At 58.9% G+C, this 17,203-nt stretch carries 14 protein-coding genes; 9 read left to right on the forward strand and 5 right to left on the reverse strand.

Translation table 11 applies throughout. The annotated features are described in order from the left end of the window. Window positions 1-29: 29 nt before the first annotated feature. From sufC to MHX61_RS01910, 4 genes are read right to left on the reverse strand one after another with little or no spacing between them, the layout of a single operon-like run. Window positions 30-788 carry a Fe-S cluster assembly ATPase SufC gene (gene sufC, locus MHX61_RS01895; protein ID WP_198493085.1) on the reverse strand — a complete coding sequence of 253 codons (759 nt, stop codon included), beginning with the start codon at window positions 786-788 and terminating at the stop codon, window positions 30-32. A 30-nt stretch (window positions 789-818) separates the two neighbouring features. Beyond that, on the reverse strand, window positions 819-1,973 hold the full coding sequence (sufD, locus tag MHX61_RS01900) for a Fe-S cluster assembly protein SufD (RefSeq protein WP_005328395.1): 1,155 nt from the start codon (window positions 1,971-1,973) through the stop codon (window positions 819-821). A gap of 5 nt (window positions 1,974-1,978) precedes the next feature. After that, a complete protein-coding gene (sufB, locus tag MHX61_RS01905) occupies window positions 1,979-3,418 on the reverse strand; it encodes a Fe-S cluster assembly protein SufB (protein ID WP_302257749.1) in 1,440 nt (479 codons plus the stop codon). Next, a complete protein-coding gene (locus MHX61_RS01910; protein ID WP_204608998.1) occupies window positions 3,415-4,152 on the reverse strand; it encodes a metalloregulator ArsR/SmtB family transcription factor in 738 nt (245 codons plus the stop codon). Before MHX61_RS01910 ends, sufB begins: the two co-directional genes overlap by 4 nt. A gap of 269 nt (window positions 4,153-4,421) precedes the next feature. On the opposite strand from MHX61_RS01910, the gene mptB reads away from it, so the two are divergent. From mptB to MHX61_RS01935, 5 genes are all read left to right on the forward strand, one after another. Then, entirely contained in the window at window positions 4,422-6,146 is a 1,725-nt protein-coding gene (gene mptB / locus MHX61_RS01915) for a polyprenol phosphomannose-dependent alpha 1,6 mannosyltransferase MptB (RefSeq protein ID WP_239191953.1), read from the forward strand. A gap of 6 nt (window positions 6,147-6,152) precedes the next feature. Then, a complete protein-coding gene (locus MHX61_RS01920; protein ID WP_239191955.1) occupies window positions 6,153-7,082 on the forward strand; it encodes an ABC transporter ATP-binding protein in 930 nt (309 codons plus the stop codon). A gap of 57 nt (window positions 7,083-7,139) precedes the next feature. Further along, the gene (locus MHX61_RS01925; protein WP_200435645.1) at window positions 7,140-7,904 is read left to right on the forward strand and encodes an ABC transporter permease; all 765 of its coding nucleotides are present in this window, start codon (window positions 7,140-7,142) and stop codon (window positions 7,902-7,904) included. A gap of 69 nt (window positions 7,905-7,973) precedes the next feature. Continuing rightward, window positions 7,974-9,002 carry a heme A synthase gene (locus MHX61_RS01930; RefSeq protein WP_239191957.1) on the forward strand — a complete coding sequence of 343 codons (1,029 nt, stop codon included), beginning with the start codon at window positions 7,974-7,976 and terminating at the stop codon, window positions 9,000-9,002. A gap of 64 nt (window positions 9,003-9,066) precedes the next feature. After that, window positions 9,067-10,044, forward strand: a complete 978-nt coding sequence (locus MHX61_RS01935; protein WP_239191959.1) for a quinone oxidoreductase — start codon at window positions 9,067-9,069, stop codon at window positions 10,042-10,044. Between the two features lie 85 nt (window positions 10,045-10,129). Here MHX61_RS01935 and MHX61_RS01940 read toward each other — a convergent pair whose 3' ends face one another. Beyond that, window positions 10,130-11,074 (reverse strand): heme o synthase, encoded by a 945-nt coding sequence (locus MHX61_RS01940; protein WP_239191961.1) that lies wholly within the window; start codon window positions 11,072-11,074, stop codon window positions 10,130-10,132. 348 nt (window positions 11,075-11,422) lie between these two features. Between MHX61_RS01940 and tkt the strand changes: the two genes are divergently transcribed. From tkt to MHX61_RS01960, 4 genes are all read left to right on the forward strand, one after another. Next, window positions 11,423-13,495 carry a transketolase gene (tkt, locus tag MHX61_RS01945; RefSeq protein ID WP_239192190.1) on the forward strand — a complete coding sequence of 691 codons (2,073 nt, stop codon included), beginning with the start codon at window positions 11,423-11,425 and terminating at the stop codon, window positions 13,493-13,495. Between the two features lie 27 nt (window positions 13,496-13,522). Then, window positions 13,523-14,608 carry a transaldolase gene (gene tal, locus MHX61_RS01950; protein ID WP_239191963.1) on the forward strand — a complete coding sequence of 362 codons (1,086 nt, stop codon included), beginning with the start codon at window positions 13,523-13,525 and terminating at the stop codon, window positions 14,606-14,608. A 99-nt stretch (window positions 14,609-14,707) separates the two neighbouring features. Continuing rightward, window positions 14,708-16,240, forward strand: a complete 1,533-nt coding sequence (gene zwf / locus MHX61_RS01955) for a glucose-6-phosphate dehydrogenase (protein WP_005328410.1) — start codon at window positions 14,708-14,710, stop codon at window positions 16,238-16,240. A 14-nt stretch (window positions 16,241-16,254) separates the two neighbouring features. Next, entirely contained in the window at window positions 16,255-17,190 is a 936-nt protein-coding gene (locus MHX61_RS01960; RefSeq protein WP_239191965.1) for a glucose-6-phosphate dehydrogenase assembly protein OpcA, read from the forward strand. Window positions 17,191-17,203 lie beyond the last annotated feature (13 nt).

The following is a 17,203-nucleotide window of genomic DNA, read 5'->3' on the forward strand; positions in this document are numbered from 1 at the left end:
GTCGCGGTTGACCGGCCCGTGGTCGGTCCTTACTTCAGGAACTGGTCGTAGCCGTCAGACTCGAGCTGATCCGCTAATTCGGCGCCACCGGTCTTGATGACTTGACCGTCTGCAAAGACGTGCACAAAGTCCGGCTTCACATAGTTCAGGATGCGCTTGTAGTGGGTAATCATCAAGATGCCACCATTGGTTTCCTTCTGGTAGCTATTGATGCCCTCAGACACGATGCGCAGAGCGTCAACGTCCAGGCCGGAGTCGGTCTCGTCCATAACTGCGAACTTCGGCTTCAGGATATCCAGCTGCATGACTTCGTGGCGCTTCTTCTCACCGCCGGAGAAGCCTTCGTTGACGGAGCGGGAGATGAAGGACTTATCAATCTTCAAATTCTCGCGGGCCTGGGTAAGCTCCTTGTTCCATTCACGCAGCTTCGGTGCTTCACCGCGAATGGAGGTAACTGCAGAGCGCATGAACTGAGAGACCTTTACGCCTGGTACCTCAGTTGGGTACTGCATAGCCAAGAAGAGGCCGGCGCGAGCGCGCTCGTCGACGGGCATCTCCAGCAGATTTTCGCCGTCGAGAAGCACCTCGCCCTCGGTGACCTCATACTTTGGGTGGCCGGCGATGGTGTAAGACAAGGTGGACTTGCCGGAACCGTTCGGACCCATGATGGCGTGGATCTCACCGGAGTTGATGGTCAGGTTAACGCCCTTGAGGATTTCCTTCGGCTCGCCGCCTTCTTCCGTCGGCAGCACCTGGGCGTGGAGGTTCTTAATTTCCAGAGTAGACATAATGTGTGTGGTTTTCCTTCTATGAAAGCTTTAGGCGGAGATCTTTTCCAGTTCTTCGGAAATGCGGTTTTCCAATTCCTCGGACAGGGACTGCACCGGGATGCGGTGGATGACCTCATTGAAGAAGCCACGGATGATGAGGCGGCGGGCTTCAGCCTCTGGAATGCCGCGAGACATCAGGTAGAACAACTCGATGTCATCGAAGCGACCGACGGTGGCCGCGTGGCCTGCACCGGTAATTTCGCCGGTCTCAATCTCCAAGTTAGGGATTGCGTCTGCGCGAGCGCCCTCAGTCAGAATCAGGTTGTTGTTGGTCTCGTAGGTATCGGTGCCCTGTGCATTGGAGCGGATAAGGACATCGCCCACCCAGCAGGTGCGGGCCTCATTGTCCTTGGTGCCCTGCAGTGCGCCCTTGTATAGGACGTGGGAGCGGCAATTAGGGACGGAGTGATCCACCAACATGCGGTTTTCAAAGTACTGGCCTTCATCAGCGAAGTAGACGCCCAGCAACTCTGCGTCGCCGCCCTGCTCGGTGAAGTTCACGCGAGGCACGATGCGTACCACCTCGCCGCCAAAGATAGCGGAGTTGTGGCGCAGCACGGAATCGCGGCCGAGCTGTGCTACGTGGTTAGACAGGTGTACGGCATCGTCTTCCCAATCAACGTCAACAACGACGGTCAGGTGAGCGCCATCGCCCACGATGAACTCGACGTTATCTGCGTGGGTGCCAGAGCCGACGTACTTCAGGATGACGGTGGCTTCCGCGTGGTGGCCTACCTCGATGGAGGTGGCGCCAAAGGAAGTTACGCCCTCGCCCTTGCCGGTGTAGGTAATGACAACGGGCTCTTCCACCTGAGCCTCAGCGTCAATGGTGACAACCTGGCCTTCAGGCATAGAAGTCCACGCCTGTGCCGCAACGCGGTCAGACGGGGTACCAACGCGGCCCAAGCGCTCGTCATCGCGAGCGACGGTCTCGGAGCTTACGCCTGGATGTTCGCTCACGGTGACATCCTGTGCCACTGCCTCAGCGAACTCGCCATTGTGCAGTCCACGGAGCTTGCGCAGGGAGACAAAGCGCCACACTTCATCGCGGCCGTGCGGCACCGGGAAGTCCTCCACGTTGGTGGAGGTAAAGACATCACCCTTGGTGATCTTATCCGGATTGAATTCGTTCGAAGCGACCATTTTCTTTAGCCGACCGATCCTTCCATTTGCAGTTCGATGAGGCGGTTGAGCTCGAGGGCGTACTCCATCGGCAGCTCCTTAGCAATCGGCTCAACGAAGCCACGCACGATCATCGCCATTGCTTCTTCTTCCGCAATACCGCGGGACATCAGGTAGAACAGCTGCTCCTCAGAAACCTGGGAAACGGTTGCCTCATGGCCCAGCGTGACGTGGTCATTGCGGATGTCGTTATACGGGTATGTGTCCGAACGCGAAATATTGTCCACCAGCAACGCATCGCACTCGACGTTCGAGGTGGAATGGTGCGCGTTTTGATTAACCTGCACCAAGCCGCGGTACGCGGCGCGGCCGCCGGCACGGGCAACCGACTTAGACACGATATTGGAAGAGGTGTGCGGAGCCATGTGAGTCATCTTGGCGCCCGTGTCCTGGAACTGATTCTCACCAGCAAAGGCAACGGAGAGAACCTCACCCTTGGCGTAAGGACCGGTCATCCATACGGCCGGGTACTTCATGGTCACCTTGGAGCCAATGTTGCCGTCGACCCATTCCATGGTGCCGCCTTCTTCTACCTTGGTGCGCTTGGTCACCAAGTTGTAGACGTTGCTGGACCAGTTCTGAATGGTGGTGTAGCGGCAGCGGCCGCCCTTCTTCACGATGATCTCCACTACCGCGGAGTGCAGGGAATCAGACTTGTAGATAGGAGCGGTACAGCCCTCGACGTAGTGAACATAAGCGTCCTCGTCGACGATGATGAGGGTGCGCTCGAACTGGCCCATGTTTTCCGTGTTGATGCGGAAGTAAGCCTGCAGCGGAATATCTACATGCACGCCCTTGGGCACGTAGATAAAGGAACCACCGGACCACACTGCGGAGTTCAGCGCGGAGAACTTATTGTCACCGGCTGGGATAACGGTGCCGAAGTACTCCTTGAAAAGTTCAGGGTAGTCACGCAGTGCGGTATCAGTATCGACGAAGATGACGCCCTGGCTTTCCAGGTCCTCACGGATCTGGTGGTAAACAACCTCGGACTCGTACTGGGCTGCCACGCCGGCAACGAGGCGCTGCTTTTCGGCCTCTGGAATGCCCAACTTATCGTAGGTGGCCTTGATATCGTCAGGGAGTTCCTCCCAGGTCTGGGCCTGCTCCTCAGTGGACTTCACGTAGTACTTAATCTGGTCGAAGTCGATGCCAGACAGATCCGCACCCCAGGTGGGAACGGGCTTCTTATCAAAGATGTTGAGTGCCTTCAGGCGCTGGTTAAGCATCCATTCCGGCTCGCCCTTCTTGGCGGAAATATCGCGTACTACATCTTCGTTCAAGCCGCGGCGAGCAGAAGCACCAGCCGCGTCCGAGTCGTGCCAGCCGTACTCATATGCACCAATGGAATCAATAATTTCATCATCGGTCATCTTGTTCTCGGGCGCCGATTGTGCCTGGGTCATGACTCGCTCCTTTCAGTATTTGTATTAACGGGTGTCAAGGGGATGTTCGTGGTACAGATCCCATGACCGCCGGCGATGGAGGCCAAAGGCTGTACGTGTTTGCCTAATAGAGCAGAAAAGACTTCTTGTTCCGCCTCACACAGCTCCGGATGCTCGGCCGCCACATGGGAGACCGGACAATGGTGCTGACAGATTTGCACTCCCTGACCAGCGCGGTCCACCGTGGCGGCGTAACCGTGCTCGTCCAAGACCTCGGCCAGCTTGCGGGCAACATCCTCTACAGATTCGCCCTCTTCTACGAGGGGACGCACATCTGCAACGAGTCGCTCGAAGCGAACCTTGGCAAAGCGCTTAACAGCCTCAGACCCGCCGACGTCGCGAAGCGCCGTCAAGGCATCAGAGGCCAAATCATCGTAGGCGTGGCCGAATTGCGCTCGGCCACGATCGGTGAGGCGAAAGTGTTTGGCTGGTCGCCCGCGCCCTGAGCCGCTACCCGCTGCACCGCGGGTAACTGGGCGGCGGCGCACAACCTCCGTCAGTTCCTCTTCCACCAAATTGTCTAAGTGCCGGCGGATTCCGGCAGCAGAAAGGCCAAGGCGTTCACCCAAGTGGGAAGCGGTAACGGGCCCGTCCTTCAGCAGCAACAGCATCACTTGCCGGCGGGTATCGCCATCCGTAGTGCGGGATTCCTTAGCCGCCTTATGAGTAGTTTCTACGCGCTGAGGTGTGCTCATGCCGGGACCTCCCTTCGTGCTTCGCTCACTTACAGCCGCCCTGCAGCCGGCTCCCGTAATACCGAGAGTCGCGCCGCAGTCCAACTGCGCCTCCTTTATTAGACAACACTAGTGTTCCTTAATTCATTCCGGAATGCCACCATTGGCCATTCTTCGGCGTGGCACGGGGGTGGCTAACTCCCCTCATCGCCACAACTGGCGGTGCTGAGCGCGTCAAAAAGGCGGGCCTGCTGGGGTTGGTGCGGAGGATTCGCGTAAGGTCTTATCCCATGACAGGCAAACTCCGCGGCTTTCTTTCCGGCGTCAAGGCCGAGCTGCCGCAGCTGGGCACCGCCGGTTCCCGGTCTGCGCGGCTACACGCCGAGGACACCGGAGCCGCAGAACCTGATTCTCGTTTTGATTTTGTCCCCGCCAAAGAAGATGGCCTAAAACGCACCACCACCGCACAATGGCGGACATTTTTTATCCTGCGCTGGGTAGGCACAGTGGGATCCCTGCTTATCGCCTTCGGCGCGTTGGGCGCCGGCGCCCTCCCAGTAGTGGGAAATCCTTATGACAACGTGCCCTTCGGCTCCCTCATGTCCCGCATGCTGCAGACCTCTTCTGCCATAGTCATGGTGGGAGTAGGTCTGTTGGTGGCCGCCTGGGTGTTCCTTGCCCCTTTTGTGGGCACTCCGCTGCGCCAACCCCAGGAAGGTGCCCTCACCCCTGCGCGCGCCCGCCGCCTCGTGACCACACACCAGCTGTGGCGCACGTGGGCCGGTTGGGTCATCCCGCTGATTTTTACCGCCCCGCTCTTCACCCAAGACATCTACTCCTACTTGGCCAACGGTTCCATCGTGATGCAGGGCATGGATCCGTATTCTGCAGGACCGGTGCAATTGCTTGGCGCGGGCGATGAGCTCGCCCGATCCGTACCGTTTATCTGGGCCAACTCCCCTTCTCCCTATGGCCCCGTAGCGCTCGGGCTCGCTGGAGTGGTGAGCGCAGTTACCTCAAATTCCATCCTCTTGGGAGTAATCGCCCACCGGCTCTTATCCATCGCCGGCATCATGGTTGCTGGGTGGGCAATCAGCTGTATCGCGCGGCGCTGCCGGGTATCTCCAGAATCTGCCCTATGGCTCGGCATTCTCAACCCACTGACTATCTTGCACCTGGTGGGCGGAATCCATAATGAGTCCATCATGCTAGGCCTGCTCTTGGTAGGTATGGAGCTGGGCCTGCGGGGCGTCGACAAGCTAGAAAAGTCCACGCGCAGCGCCTACCTAGCACTCATTGCTTCTGGATTTTTCCTGTCCTGCGCCGGAATGGTCAAGGTTACCGGCTTTATCGGGTTGGGCTTTGTAGGGATGGCATATGCCCGCCACCTGATAGACAAGGAGCGTGCATCACGCTGGAAGGCCTTGGCCTACGCCATTGCTCTGCAGCTAGTTATTTTAATTGCAACCATTGCCCTTATTAGCGCCTTAACCGGCATTGGCCTGGGGTGGATCACAGGACAAGGCGGGGCGGCCTCCATTCGCTCGTGGCTTTCTACCTCCACCGCCGTAGGCGTGGGGACCGGCTTTATCGGAATGCTGCTGGGCCTAGGTGACCACACTGAAGCTATTCTCACCGTAACCCGCACCTTTGGCGTGCTGGTGGCAGTAGCTTTCATGGCCCGCATGCTCTTTGCAACGTTGCGCGGCCGCATCCACCCGGTGGGAGGACTCGGCACCGCCTCCTTAGTGCTGGTTATCTTCTTTCCCGTGGTCCATCCGTGGTACATCTTGTGGGCCGTATTACCTTTGGCCGCATGGGCCAACCGGCTTATCTTCCGTTTCTGCGTTGTGGCTTATTCGGCAGCTATGAGCTTCTTTGTGCTGCCACGCGGCCTCGGGTTGCCGCCCAGCACCATCATCGTCATCTACGTGTCGGCAGCCTGCACTTTCGCCGTCATCGCCACCCTGTGGTGGGTTGCAGTGCGGCGCAGCGGAATCCGTGTCCTAAACTAATCCCACGTGAATTCCATTTCAGCCGATCGCCCAGCCCTCACCTTGGACAGCGTGGTGAAAAAGTATGGCTCCACCACCGCCGTTAATGGTCTGAGCCTTAGCGTTGCCGCAGGTGAGATCTTTTGCCTCCTTGGCCCCAATGGCGCTGGAAAGTCCACGACGATCGAAATGTCGGAGGGTTTTATCCAACCCACCAGCGGCACTATCTATGTTCTGGGAATAGACCCGAGTTCCGCACCGGACAAGGTGCGCGAAAAGGTCGGCATCATGTTGCAGGGTGGTGGTTCCTACTCCGGCATTCGCGTTCTGGAGATTCTAGAACTTTCTGCTAGCTACAGCGCCCATCCCCTCTCCCCGCACTGGCTACTGGAAACGCTCGGGCTGGAAGGAGTAGCCCGCACTCCCTATCGCAGGCTCTCCGGCGGGCAACAGCAACGCCTTTCCCTCGCCCTAGCAATCATCGGTCGGCCCGAGCTAGTTTTCCTCGATGAGCCCACCGCCGGGATGGATGCACAATCCCGTCTGGCCGTCTGGGACTTGGTTCGAGCCCTAAGGCGCGATGGCGTCACCATTGTTCTTACCACCCACCTCATGGATGAGGCGGAGTCACTAGCGGACCGAGTGGCCATCATGGATCATGGCGAACTCGTAGCCCACGGCACCCCCGCGGAACTTACCGCTCAGTCGGACTCGGCAGGGCTTAGTTTCAGCACCGATATCGACGTTGACGTGGAGGCTTTGGCTAAGGCCGGAATTCGAGCGACCAAATCCCGGCCGCTGCATTACCGCTTAACCCAGGCCGGCACGCCCGAGACCATCGCTACGCTTACCGCCGAGCTTGCCCGCCAGGGAGTCCTGCTGCGGCGCCTAGACGCGGCTCACCGCAACTTGGAGGAGGTCTTCCTTGACCTTACCGGCCGCCATTTGCGCAGCTAGCTGGGCCCTGCGCCAGGATCGAATTCAATCAACTGCGTTGCGGAAAGAAGCCACCACATGAGCACTACCTTTAACACTGGAACCTTTACCCCGGCCCCCAAACGGGCCAGCGCCGGCGCCATGTTGCTCGCGCAAGGAAAGATGGAAGCAAAACTCATGCTGCGCCACGGCGAGCAGCAATTGCTGAGCGTCATCATACCGCTGGCCCTGCTCATTGGCGCGGCCCACCTGGAGTCGCTCACCGGACATGGCTTGCACGAGGTATTTCCCATGGTGCTTGCAGTAGCTGCCACCTCCGCAGGCTTTACCGGTCAGGCCATTTCGCTTGCCTTTGACCGGCGCTACGGGGCCCTTAAACGCACTGGTGCGTCCGGTGTGCCGGCTTGGGCCATTATTGGCGGCAAGATCCTCGGCGTACTCACCATGGTGGTATTCCAAATCCTTGTCTTGGGTATAGCGGCCTATATTCTGGGCCTCCGCATCAGCCTGGGCGGGGTGCTGCTCATGATCCTTTCGCTATTTTTTGGCGTTGCGGCTTTTACCGCCATGGGGCTGCTGCTCGGCGGCACCCTCAGCTCTGAGGTGGTACTCGCACTGGCCAATCTCATCTGGTTTCTGCTCCTCGGCGTAGTCGGATGGACCCTCTACTCCCAGGGGCTGGGCGATAATGGCATCCTCAACGCGGTGCCGACCGTCGCCCTAGCAGGCGCGCTTACCGACGCCTCTAATTCCACCTTTCCCGGCCTCGAGCTCCTATCCTTGTTGGCGTGGCTAGCGGTGGCGTCGTTCGCTGCGGTCCGTTGGTTCCGCTTCGATGGCTAAATGTGACTTTTGTCCGGTTCCTTTCGAAACGAGAGGAATTTTTATGCCCAAAATCTCCCGACTAGTAGGATGCAATGCGTGAATTACTGGACGAAGATCAAGCGCTTCTTTAAGGAAGCCGCCCCTACACTGCAACAGCAGCGCCTCATCGCGCTCATCCTCCTCTTGTGCCAGGGTGGCATCACCGTGTCTGGTTCCATTGTCCGCGTGACCGGCTCGGGATTGGGTTGTCCCACCTGGCCGGAATGCCAACCAGGCTCCCTAGTCCCTATGGAAGGCGCTGCGCCTGCTCTCCACCAGGCCATCGAGTTTGGTAACCGCCTGCTTACTTTCGTCGTGACCGCAGCGGCTGTCGCCGCCGTCATTGCCATGCGCATGGCGCGTCGCCGCGCAGAGCTCAAGGTGTACGCATGGCTCAACGTCGCTGGCATCGTACTGCAGGCGATCATCGGCGGTATCTCTGTCCACCTAGACCTCCGGTGGTGGTCCGTGGCTCTGCACTTCCTGCCTTCCATGCTCTTGGTATGGCTGGCGGCAATGCTTTATTCCCGCATTGTGGAACCAGATGACGGAACGCCACGCGCTCGCTTCCCTCAAGCGATTCGCCTCCTTGCAGCGGTCGCTACCGTTGCCCTGAGCATTGTGCTCATCACTGGCACGATGGTTACCGGTTCGGGCGTTCACTCTGGCGATTCCGGGGTGGGAATGGAAGGCCGCCTGCAGGTAGATACCGAAGCCATGGCCGTCACCCACGCCATGTGCATGTACGTCTACCTGACGCTTACGGTTATTACCGTCTTCCTGCTTTACAAGAACCGCGCACCTCAAGACGCTAAGAAGGCTGGCTGGGTCCTCGTTGTATGCATCCTCATTCAGTGGGCAGTAGGCGTTTACCAGTTCTACATGAGCATTCCGCGCTGGACTGTCCCCTTCCATATTGGCCTCTCCTCCTTCGTCACCGCGTATACCGCCCTGCTATGGGCACACGGTGTACGCCGCACCGACGGCACCGCGGATCTCATCACCGGCTCTCCCAGCGGCGATGAGAAGTACGCGGCGCGCCAAACCTCTCTTGAACAAGAGCAAGCGACTGCTTAACCCATAATGCTTACGGCCGGCCGAGGTACTGCACTCGGTCGGCTTTTTGCGCTAGCCTGGCTATATGCACGCAATTCAGGTCACAGAAACCGGCGGACCAGAAGTACTTCGCTATACCGAAGTTCCCGCCCCCACCCCTAATGACAACGAAGTTTTGGTGGATGTCATCATGGCTGGCGTCAACTACATCGATACCTATTATCGTGAGGGCATCTATAACGCGGCCACCCCGTTCATTCCCGGATTCGAAGGCACCGGGCGCGTTGTCCACGACCCCAAGGGGGAAATTGCCGAGGGCACAATGGTGGCCTGGAACCAGGCTTTTGGCTCCTACGCCGAACAGGTCTGCGTCCCACGCGAGGGACTAGTGGCGGTCCCAGATGATTTCCAGCCAGAAGTCGCTGCCTCAATGTTGTTGCAGGGCATTACCGCACACTATTTGGCGCATGGCGTTTATCAACTGGGTGAAGGCGCTTCCTGCCTGATTACTGCCGGCGCCGGCGGTGTAGGCCAGATCCTCACCCAAATGGCATCGTCGCTCGGCGCTACCGTCTATACGGTGGTCTCCACGGACGAAAAGGAGGAACTCTCCTACGCAGCCGGTGCGGATAAGGTATTTCGCTATGGCGACGCACTCGCCGAGCAGGTCCGTCGCTACAACGGTGATAGGGGTGTTGACGTGGTTTACGACGGCGTCGGCAAGGCTACCTTCCACGAGTCACTCGAAGCAGTACGCCCCCGTGGCACCGTCGCGCTATTCGGCGCCGCCTCTGGCCCAGTTGAGCCTATCGACCCGCAGCTGCTAAACAAGCATGGGTCTATCTTCCTCACTCGGCCTTCCATCGGCGCATGGACAGCCCAAGAAGGCGAGTTCCAAATGCGTGCCCAGGCGGTCGTCCAAGCTGTTATCGACGGCGATCTGAGCTTCAACGTCACGGCATCTTATCCACTGGAAGATGCCGCTGCGGCGCACCGCGACCTCCAGGAGCGCAAGACTACCGGTTCCATCGTGCTGCGCGTCCAAGCTGGCGATAAAGCCTAAACCCACCCACAAACGCCGAAAGCGCGGGAAAAGCAGCTGTGCTTTTTCCCGCGCTTTCGCTCTATCCTTGGGTATCTGGGCGCAGTTAGAATAACGTGGCCGACCAGCCGAGCATCCTACCTAATGGCTCCCAGCCCAATACTGCGTCGATGGACAACCCGATAAAGAGCACTGACAGATAGTTATTGGAGTAAATGAACAGGCGCATCGGCTTCACCTTGGCGCCGTTCTTGACTCCCTTGTGCAGGCGGATAGCCATCCACAGGAATACCGCGCCGGAGGCAAGAGCTGCGACCAAGTAAATCCACGAGGCAGCGGGGACGATAAGTAGGGTCACGATAACCGTGCCCACGGTATACCACACGATCTGTCGAGTGACTTCCTTCTCATCAGCCACTACGGGCAGCATCGGCACGCCGGCCTTGCGGTAGTCTTCCTTGTACTTCATGGCCAGCGCCCACGTGTGTGGCGGAGTCCAGAAGAAGATGATGAGGAAGAGCACGATTGCCTGCCACCAGCGGTCAGGCTCTCCAGCAGGAGCGTTATCCCGGATAACCGCCCAGCCGACCATCGCCGGCATGCAGCCGGCCAAGCCGCCCCAGACTATATTTTGGGCATTGCGCATCTTCAAAAACTTGGTGTAGACGAAGACGTAGAAGAAATTCGTCAAAACCACGAAGAAGGCCGCCAACCAGGAATGAGCAAGGACGCCCAACCACAGCACGGAGATGATGAGCATTACCCACGCGAAAATTGCTGCGTTCCGTTTGGAAATCTTGGCCCTTACCAGCGGGCGGGCCCTAGTGCGCTGCATTTTTTGATCCAGCTCGTAGTCCACGACGTTATTAAACGTGTGGGCGGCAGCAGCGCCCATCCAACCGCCGAAAATGGTCGACACGATTAGCCAAATATTGTCTGAAACGGCCTCCACGCCGCGTTGCGCTTGGAGCATCGCCGGGATTGCGGCCACGAGGAGGAGTTCAATGATCCTCGGTTTCGTTAGCGCAAAATAGGCCTTGATGGTCTCCAAGGGATTCCTCCACTATCTGAACGTTGGTGAACTGTGCCCCGCGCACTAACTGCGCGCGGTCACCCCTAGCGGTCGCACATGCCCGTGAAAAAGTTCCAGTTCTCTCACTCACAGTTTTCGGCGCAGGGGTGAAAGACAACAGGCCTATGGCCGCTAGATTCAGTGCGCGCTCTAGCGCCCGCGCGCACTCCACTTAGCCATGCCAGCATACCTTTTATGCCTAGCTTTCTATAATTGCGCACCGCCGGTTAGAAAATTACTAGACTGAATAAAGTTAAGTACTTTTTGCCTAGACGTAAGCGAGGCTTTCCAGTGTCGAAAGATAAGTTGTCCCCAGAACTCCAAACTATGGTCGAGCGCCGTTATCCGGAGGATTGGTCGGAGTTTGACACCCGCGCCGTCGACACCGTGCGAGTTCTAGCCGCAGATGCTGTACAAAAGTGCGGTTCCGGCCACCCCGGTACGGCAATGTCCCTCGCTCCCCTCGCCTACACTCTCTACCAACGCGTCATTAACCATGATCCCGCCGATGTGCACTGGGCCGGCCGCGACCGCTTCGTTCTTTCGGTTGGTCACTCTTCCCTCACCCAGTACATCCAGCTTTACCTGGGCGGCTTTGGCTTGGAGATGGACGACCTCAAGCAGCTGCGCACTTGGGGATCGCGCACGCCCGGCCACCCTGAGGTACACCACACCGATGGCGTGGAAATCACCACCGGACCCCTTGGCCAAGGCTTGGCTTCCTCCGTGGGCATGGCCATGGCCGCACGTAAGGAGCGCGGGCTTTTCGATCCTAAGGCACCGGCCGGGGAGTCTCCCTTCGACCACTACGTCTACACCATCGCTTCCGATGGTGACCTCCAGGAGGGCGTTACCGCTGAGGCTTCTTCCCTGGCGGGTACGCAAAAGCTGGGCAACTTGATTGTCTTCTGGGATGATAATCGCATTTCTATTGAGGACGATACGAATATTGCCTTCAACGAAGACGTAGTAGCCCGCTACGAGGCCTACGGCTGGCACGTCCAAACGGTCGAATCCGGCGAAGACGTCGTAGCCATTGAGGAGGCGGTCAAGGCAGCTCAGGCAGAGACCGAGCGCCCGTCCTTCATCCGCGTGAAGACCGTTATCGGCTACCCGGCCCCGAATAAGATGAACACCGGCGGAGTTCATGGCGCTGCGCTGGGCGATGACGAGGTGGCTGCCACCAAGGAGGTCTTGGGCTTCGATCCCGAGCGCAGCTTCCACATCGACGACGAGGTCATCGCACACACCCGCAAGCTGCGCGAACGCGGCACAGAGAAGCACTCCGCATGGCAGAAGAAGTTCGACAAGTGGGCTGCGGCTAATCCGGAGAACAAGGCACTCTTTGACCGCATGCACGCGCGCGAACTGCCGCAAGATTTCGACGCTGAATTGCCGGTTTGGGAACCGGGCGAGTCCTTGGCCACCCGCAAGGCTTCTGAGGCCACCATCCAAGCATTGGCCGCTTCCCTTCCTGAGATGTGGGGTGGCTCTGCTGACCTTGCCGGCTCCAATAACACCGTGATTAAGGGCGCGGACTCCTTCGGCCCCGCAGCCATTACCACCGACATGTGGTCGGCTCAGCCGTATGGCCGCAACCTGCACTTCGGCATTCGCGAGCACGCGATGTCTGCGATCATGAACGGTATTGCTCTGCACGGCAATACCCGCGTTTACGGCGGCACCTTCCTTATTTTCTCCGAGTACCAGTACCCCGCTGTCCGCCTGGGCTCGTTGATGTCTACCGATACCTACTATGTCTGGACCCACGACTCCATCGGCCTGGGCGAGGACGGCCCAACCCACCAGCCGGTAGAGACCCTTTCTGCCCTTCGCGCCATCCCGAACCTGTCCGTTATTCGCCCGGCCGATGCCAACGAAACCGCACAGGCCTGGGCCGCAGCTCTCGAGTACAAGGCCGCGCCTAAGGGCCTGGCACTGAGCCGCCAGGGACTGCCAGTACTGGAAGGCACCAAGGAAAAGGCGCATGACGGCGTGCGCCGTGGCGCTTATGTTCTGGTGGAAGCATCCAAGGAAACGCCAGACGTAATCCTCCTCGCTACCGGCTCTGAGGTGCAGCTTGCCGTCGCCGCCGCTAAGGAACTGGAGGCCGCCGGAACAGCCACCCGCGTTGTCTCCGCACCGTGCCTCGAGTGGTTTGATGAGCAGGATGACGCATACCGCGAGTCCGTGCTGCCTAGCGAAGTGCAGGCCCGCGTGTCCATCGAAGCCGGCATCGCTATGCCGTGGCACAAGTACACCGGTTCTTTCGGCCGGACCATTTCCATCGAGCACTACGGCGCCTCCGCTCCTGCGGGCGAGCTCTTTGAGAACTTTGGCTTCACCACCGCAGCGGTTGTTGAAGCGGCGCAGGAATCGCTCGCCGCCGCGAAGAAGTAAACCTCCAGGACTGGATAAGGAGTAATCATGAACCACATTTCCGAACTTGCCCAGCTGGGAACCTCAACCTGGCTCGATGACCTTTCTCGCGAGCGCCTAGTATCGGGCAATCTCGAGGAGATAATTTCCACGAAGTCCATCGTGGGAGTTACCACCAACCCGGCTATTTTCGCCGCAGCGATGACCAACGGCACCGCCTACGACGCCGAGCTTTCCACGTTGAAGGAAGCCAAGGCTTCCGCGGATGAGGCGGTGTACGCATTGGCTATTGAGGACGTCAAGAATGCCTGCGGCCTCTTTGCAGATATCTACTCCTCTACCAACGGCGCAGATGGCCGCGTGTCCATCGAGGTCGACCCGCGCATTTCTGATGACGCTAACGCCACCCTTGAACAGGCGCGTGAGCTCTGGTCCAAGGTTGATCGTCCCAATGTCATGATCAAGATTCCGGCCACCACCGCATCCCTCCCAGCCATCGAAGATGCCCTAGCAGAGGGAATCAGCGTCAACGTCACTCTTATTTTCTCCGTGGATCGCTACCGCGATGTCATTGAGGCTTTCCGTACTGGCCTCAAGCGTGCCGCCGAAGCAGGCAAGGACGTCTCTACCATTCACTCCGTGGCTTCCTTCTTTGTTTCCCGTTTGGATACCGAAGTAGATAAGCGCTTGGAAGCCATTGGCAGCGAGATTGCTCTGGCACTGCGGGGCAAGGCGGGCGTCGCCAATGCGCAGCGCGCCTATGCCCTCTTCCAGGACGCCTTGCTTGACGACGCCGACTTGCCCGAAGGCGCCCACCTCCAGCGTCCACTGTGGGCTTCTACCGGCGTAAAGAATCCGGAGTACCCAGCCACCTTGTACGTATCGGAGCTGGCTGGCCCGCACACGGTAAACACCATGCCGGAAAAGACCATCGATGCGGTTCTCTCTGAGGGCAACCTTCACGGCGATGCCCTGTCTGATAGCCGCGAGGCTGCAGAAGGCGTCTTTGCCCAGCTAGAAGAGGTCGGCATTGATTTCGATGATGTCTTTGCAGTGCTGGAGCGCGAGGGCGTCGATAAGTTTGTCGCCGCGTGGGAGGAACTGCTTGCTTCCATTGAGGAGCGACTCGCGTAAACTAGCCGTGTGACTTGTGCCCCGCCGAGAATTCGGCGGGGCATTCTGCCGCTAGAATATTAGCGAGCTTAAAGCCCATAAACTCAGGAAGGATTCTTCGTGACCGACTCAGCCGCTTGGGTCAACCCCTTGCGCAATGCCAGCGACAAGCGATTGCCGCGAATCGCAGGACCCGCGGGCATGGTCATCTTCGGCGTTACCGGTGACCTAGCATATAAAAAGCTACTGCCCGCAATCTACGACCTAGCGAGCCGTGGCCTCCTCCCCGCTGGCTTTACCCTTGTGGGTTATGGTCGCCGCGACTGGGACAAGGTCGCATTCTGTGACTACGTTCGCTCAGCCGTCATCGCTGGCTCACGTACCGAGTTCAATGAAGATGTCTGGCAGCATCTATCCCAGGGCATCGAATTCGTACAAGGCTCTTTCGACGATGCTGGATTCGATCGCCTCTCGGCGCGTTTGGGCGAGCTAGATCGCGAGCGCGGCACCGGCAGCAACTGGGCATACTACCTTTCGGTTCCACCGGAATTCTTCTCCAATATCTGCCACCAGCTGGAGCGGGTGGGCATGGCCAACTCCGTCGAGGACTCGTGGCGCCGAGTAATCATTGAAAAGCCTTTCGGCCACGATCAAGAGTCTGCCCGCAAGCTCAATGAGATTGTCAACGCCGTCTTCCCTGAGTCCGCGGTATTCCGCATCGACCATTATCTGGGCAAGGAAACGGTGCAAAACATCATGGCTTTGCGCTTTGCCAATCAGATTTTCGAGCCCATGTGGAACGCCCACTACATCGATCACGTCCAAATCACCATGGCCGAAGATATTGGCTTGGGCGGCCGTGCCGGATACTATGACGGCATCGGTGCAGCTCGCGATGTCATCCAGAACCACCTGCTGCAGCTTTTGGCTCTAGTTGCAATGGAAGAACCCTCCTCCTTCGAGCCCGAGGCCCTGCAGGCAGAAAAGGTCAAGGTGCTACGCGCTACTCACGCCGTGCACCCGCTAAATAAGACCACTGCTCGCGGCCAGTACTCCGCCGGCTGGCAAGGCTCCGAATTTGTCAAGGGCCTGCGCGAAGAGGAAGGCTTCGATCCGGAGTCCACGACGGAGACCTATGCAGCCTGCACCTTGGAAGTGAACTCCCGCCGCTGGGGAGGAGTGCCTTTCTACCTGCGCACGGGCAAGCGCTTGGGCCGCCGCGTGACCGAGATTGCGCTGGTATTCAAGGCAGCGCCAAATCAACCATTCGTTGACGGCCAGACCGATGCGCTGGGCCGAAACGCAGTGGTGATCCGCGTACAGCCGGATGAGGGCGTCACCATGCGCTTTGGCTCCAAGGTGCCCGGTTCCACCATGGAGGTCCGCGACGTCAATATGGACTTTGCTTATGCTGAGGCCTTTACCGAGGAATCTCCGGAAGCATACGAGCGCCTGATTTTGGATGCCCTCCTCGATGAGTCCTCGCTCTTCCCCACCAACGAAGAGGTGGAACTTTCCTGGTCGATTTTGGATCCCATCATCGATTACTGGGCCGAAGCAGGCCAGCCGGAGGAATACCGCGCTGGCACATGGGGCCCGGAATCCGCCGATAGAATGTTGCGCCGCCGGGGCCACTCCTGGCGCCGCCCATAGGAGGGACGCAGACAATGATTATTCCATTGCCCAACACCACTACGCGTGAAATCTCCAAGAAGCTAGTAGAGGCCCAGGAGCATTACACCCTTACTACCGGCCGAGTACTCACCCTAATCGTGGCTGCCCGCGAGGACGATGATCTGGAAAACATCCTGGCCTCCGTGCGCGATGCCTCCCACGAGCACCCGTCGCGCGTTCTGGTCGTCGTGACGGGCGACCCGCAGGCAGAGACCCACCTTGACGCGCAACTGCGCGTGGGTGGTGAAGCGGGTGCTTCTGAGATGGTCATCATGAAGTTGCACGGCGCTTTGGCAAACCAGGACGAGGCAGTCGTTACTCCACTGCTGCTTCCCGATACCCCCTTGGTCGCCTGGTGGCCTACTCTGTGCCCGCCCGATCCAGCTTCCAGCTCTGTGGGCAAACTGGCTCAACGCCGCATCACCAACGTTGCCCATGATGGACGCGTCACTGGCGAGGATCTGCGCACCTTATCCGCCGGTTACACGCCGGGCGATTCCGATATGTCCTGGGCCGCCATCACTTTGTGGCGCGGCGTCGTAGCCTCCGCATTGGACCGCCATCCTCACGAGCCCGTGCAGTCCGTCGAGGTAGCGGGCCCTGCGGGCCACCCAGCTCCAGACTTCGCGGCCGGATGGCTCCTCGATCGTCTGGCAGTGCCCGTCCACCGCACTGTCACCGACTCTCAGGAGCCGCACTTCCCAGTGACCCACTTGCGGTTTAACCGGGAAACGAGCCACGTCGACGTAGATGTCGTCGACGAGCGCACGGTGCGTGTGTGCGTTCCAGGTTCCCCGGATTCCTTGGTGAGCCTTAGCAAGCGCTCCCAAGCTGAGGTTCTCTCTGAAGAATTGCGCCATCTGGATGCCGATAAGACTTATGCGCAAGCGCTCCGTGCGCTAGCCCAAGTAGACTACAGTAAGCAGTAAAACGGCTTAACTC

Source organism: Corynebacterium sp. ACRPF, assembly GCF_022347395.1.
GTDB lineage: Bacteria > Actinomycetota > Actinomycetes > Mycobacteriales > Mycobacteriaceae > Corynebacterium > Corynebacterium tuberculostearicum_D.

Coding starts and splice junctions, on each gene's coding strand:
- sufC (WP_198493085.1), bottom strand. CDS start 788: ATGTCTACTCTGGAAATTAAGAACCTCCACGCCCAGGTGCTGCCGACG.
- sufD (WP_005328395.1), bottom strand. CDS start 1,973: ATGGTCGCTTCGAACGAATTCAATCCGGATAAGATCACCAAGGGTGAT.
- sufB (WP_302257749.1), bottom strand. CDS start 3,418: ATGACCCAGGCACAATCGGCGCCCGAGAACAAGATGACCGATGATGAA.
- MHX61_RS01910 (WP_204608998.1), bottom strand. CDS start 4,152: ATGAGCACACCTCAGCGCGTAGAAACTACTCATAAGGCGGCTAAGGAA.
- mptB (WP_239191953.1), top strand. CDS start 4,422: ATGACAGGCAAACTCCGCGGCTTTCTTTCCGGCGTCAAGGCCGAGCTG.
- MHX61_RS01925 (WP_200435645.1), top strand. CDS start 7,140: ATGAGCACTACCTTTAACACTGGAACCTTTACCCCGGCCCCCAAACGG.
- MHX61_RS01930 (WP_239191957.1), top strand. CDS start 7,974: ATGCAATGCGTGAATTACTGGACGAAGATCAAGCGCTTCTTTAAGGAA.
- MHX61_RS01935 (WP_239191959.1), top strand. CDS start 9,067: ATGCACGCAATTCAGGTCACAGAAACCGGCGGACCAGAAGTACTTCGC.
- tkt (WP_239192190.1), top strand. CDS start 11,423: ATGGTCGAGCGCCGTTATCCGGAGGATTGGTCGGAGTTTGACACCCGC.
- tal (WP_239191963.1), top strand. CDS start 13,523: ATGAACCACATTTCCGAACTTGCCCAGCTGGGAACCTCAACCTGGCTC.
- MHX61_RS01960 (WP_239191965.1), top strand. CDS start 16,255: ATGATTATTCCATTGCCCAACACCACTACGCGTGAAATCTCCAAGAAG.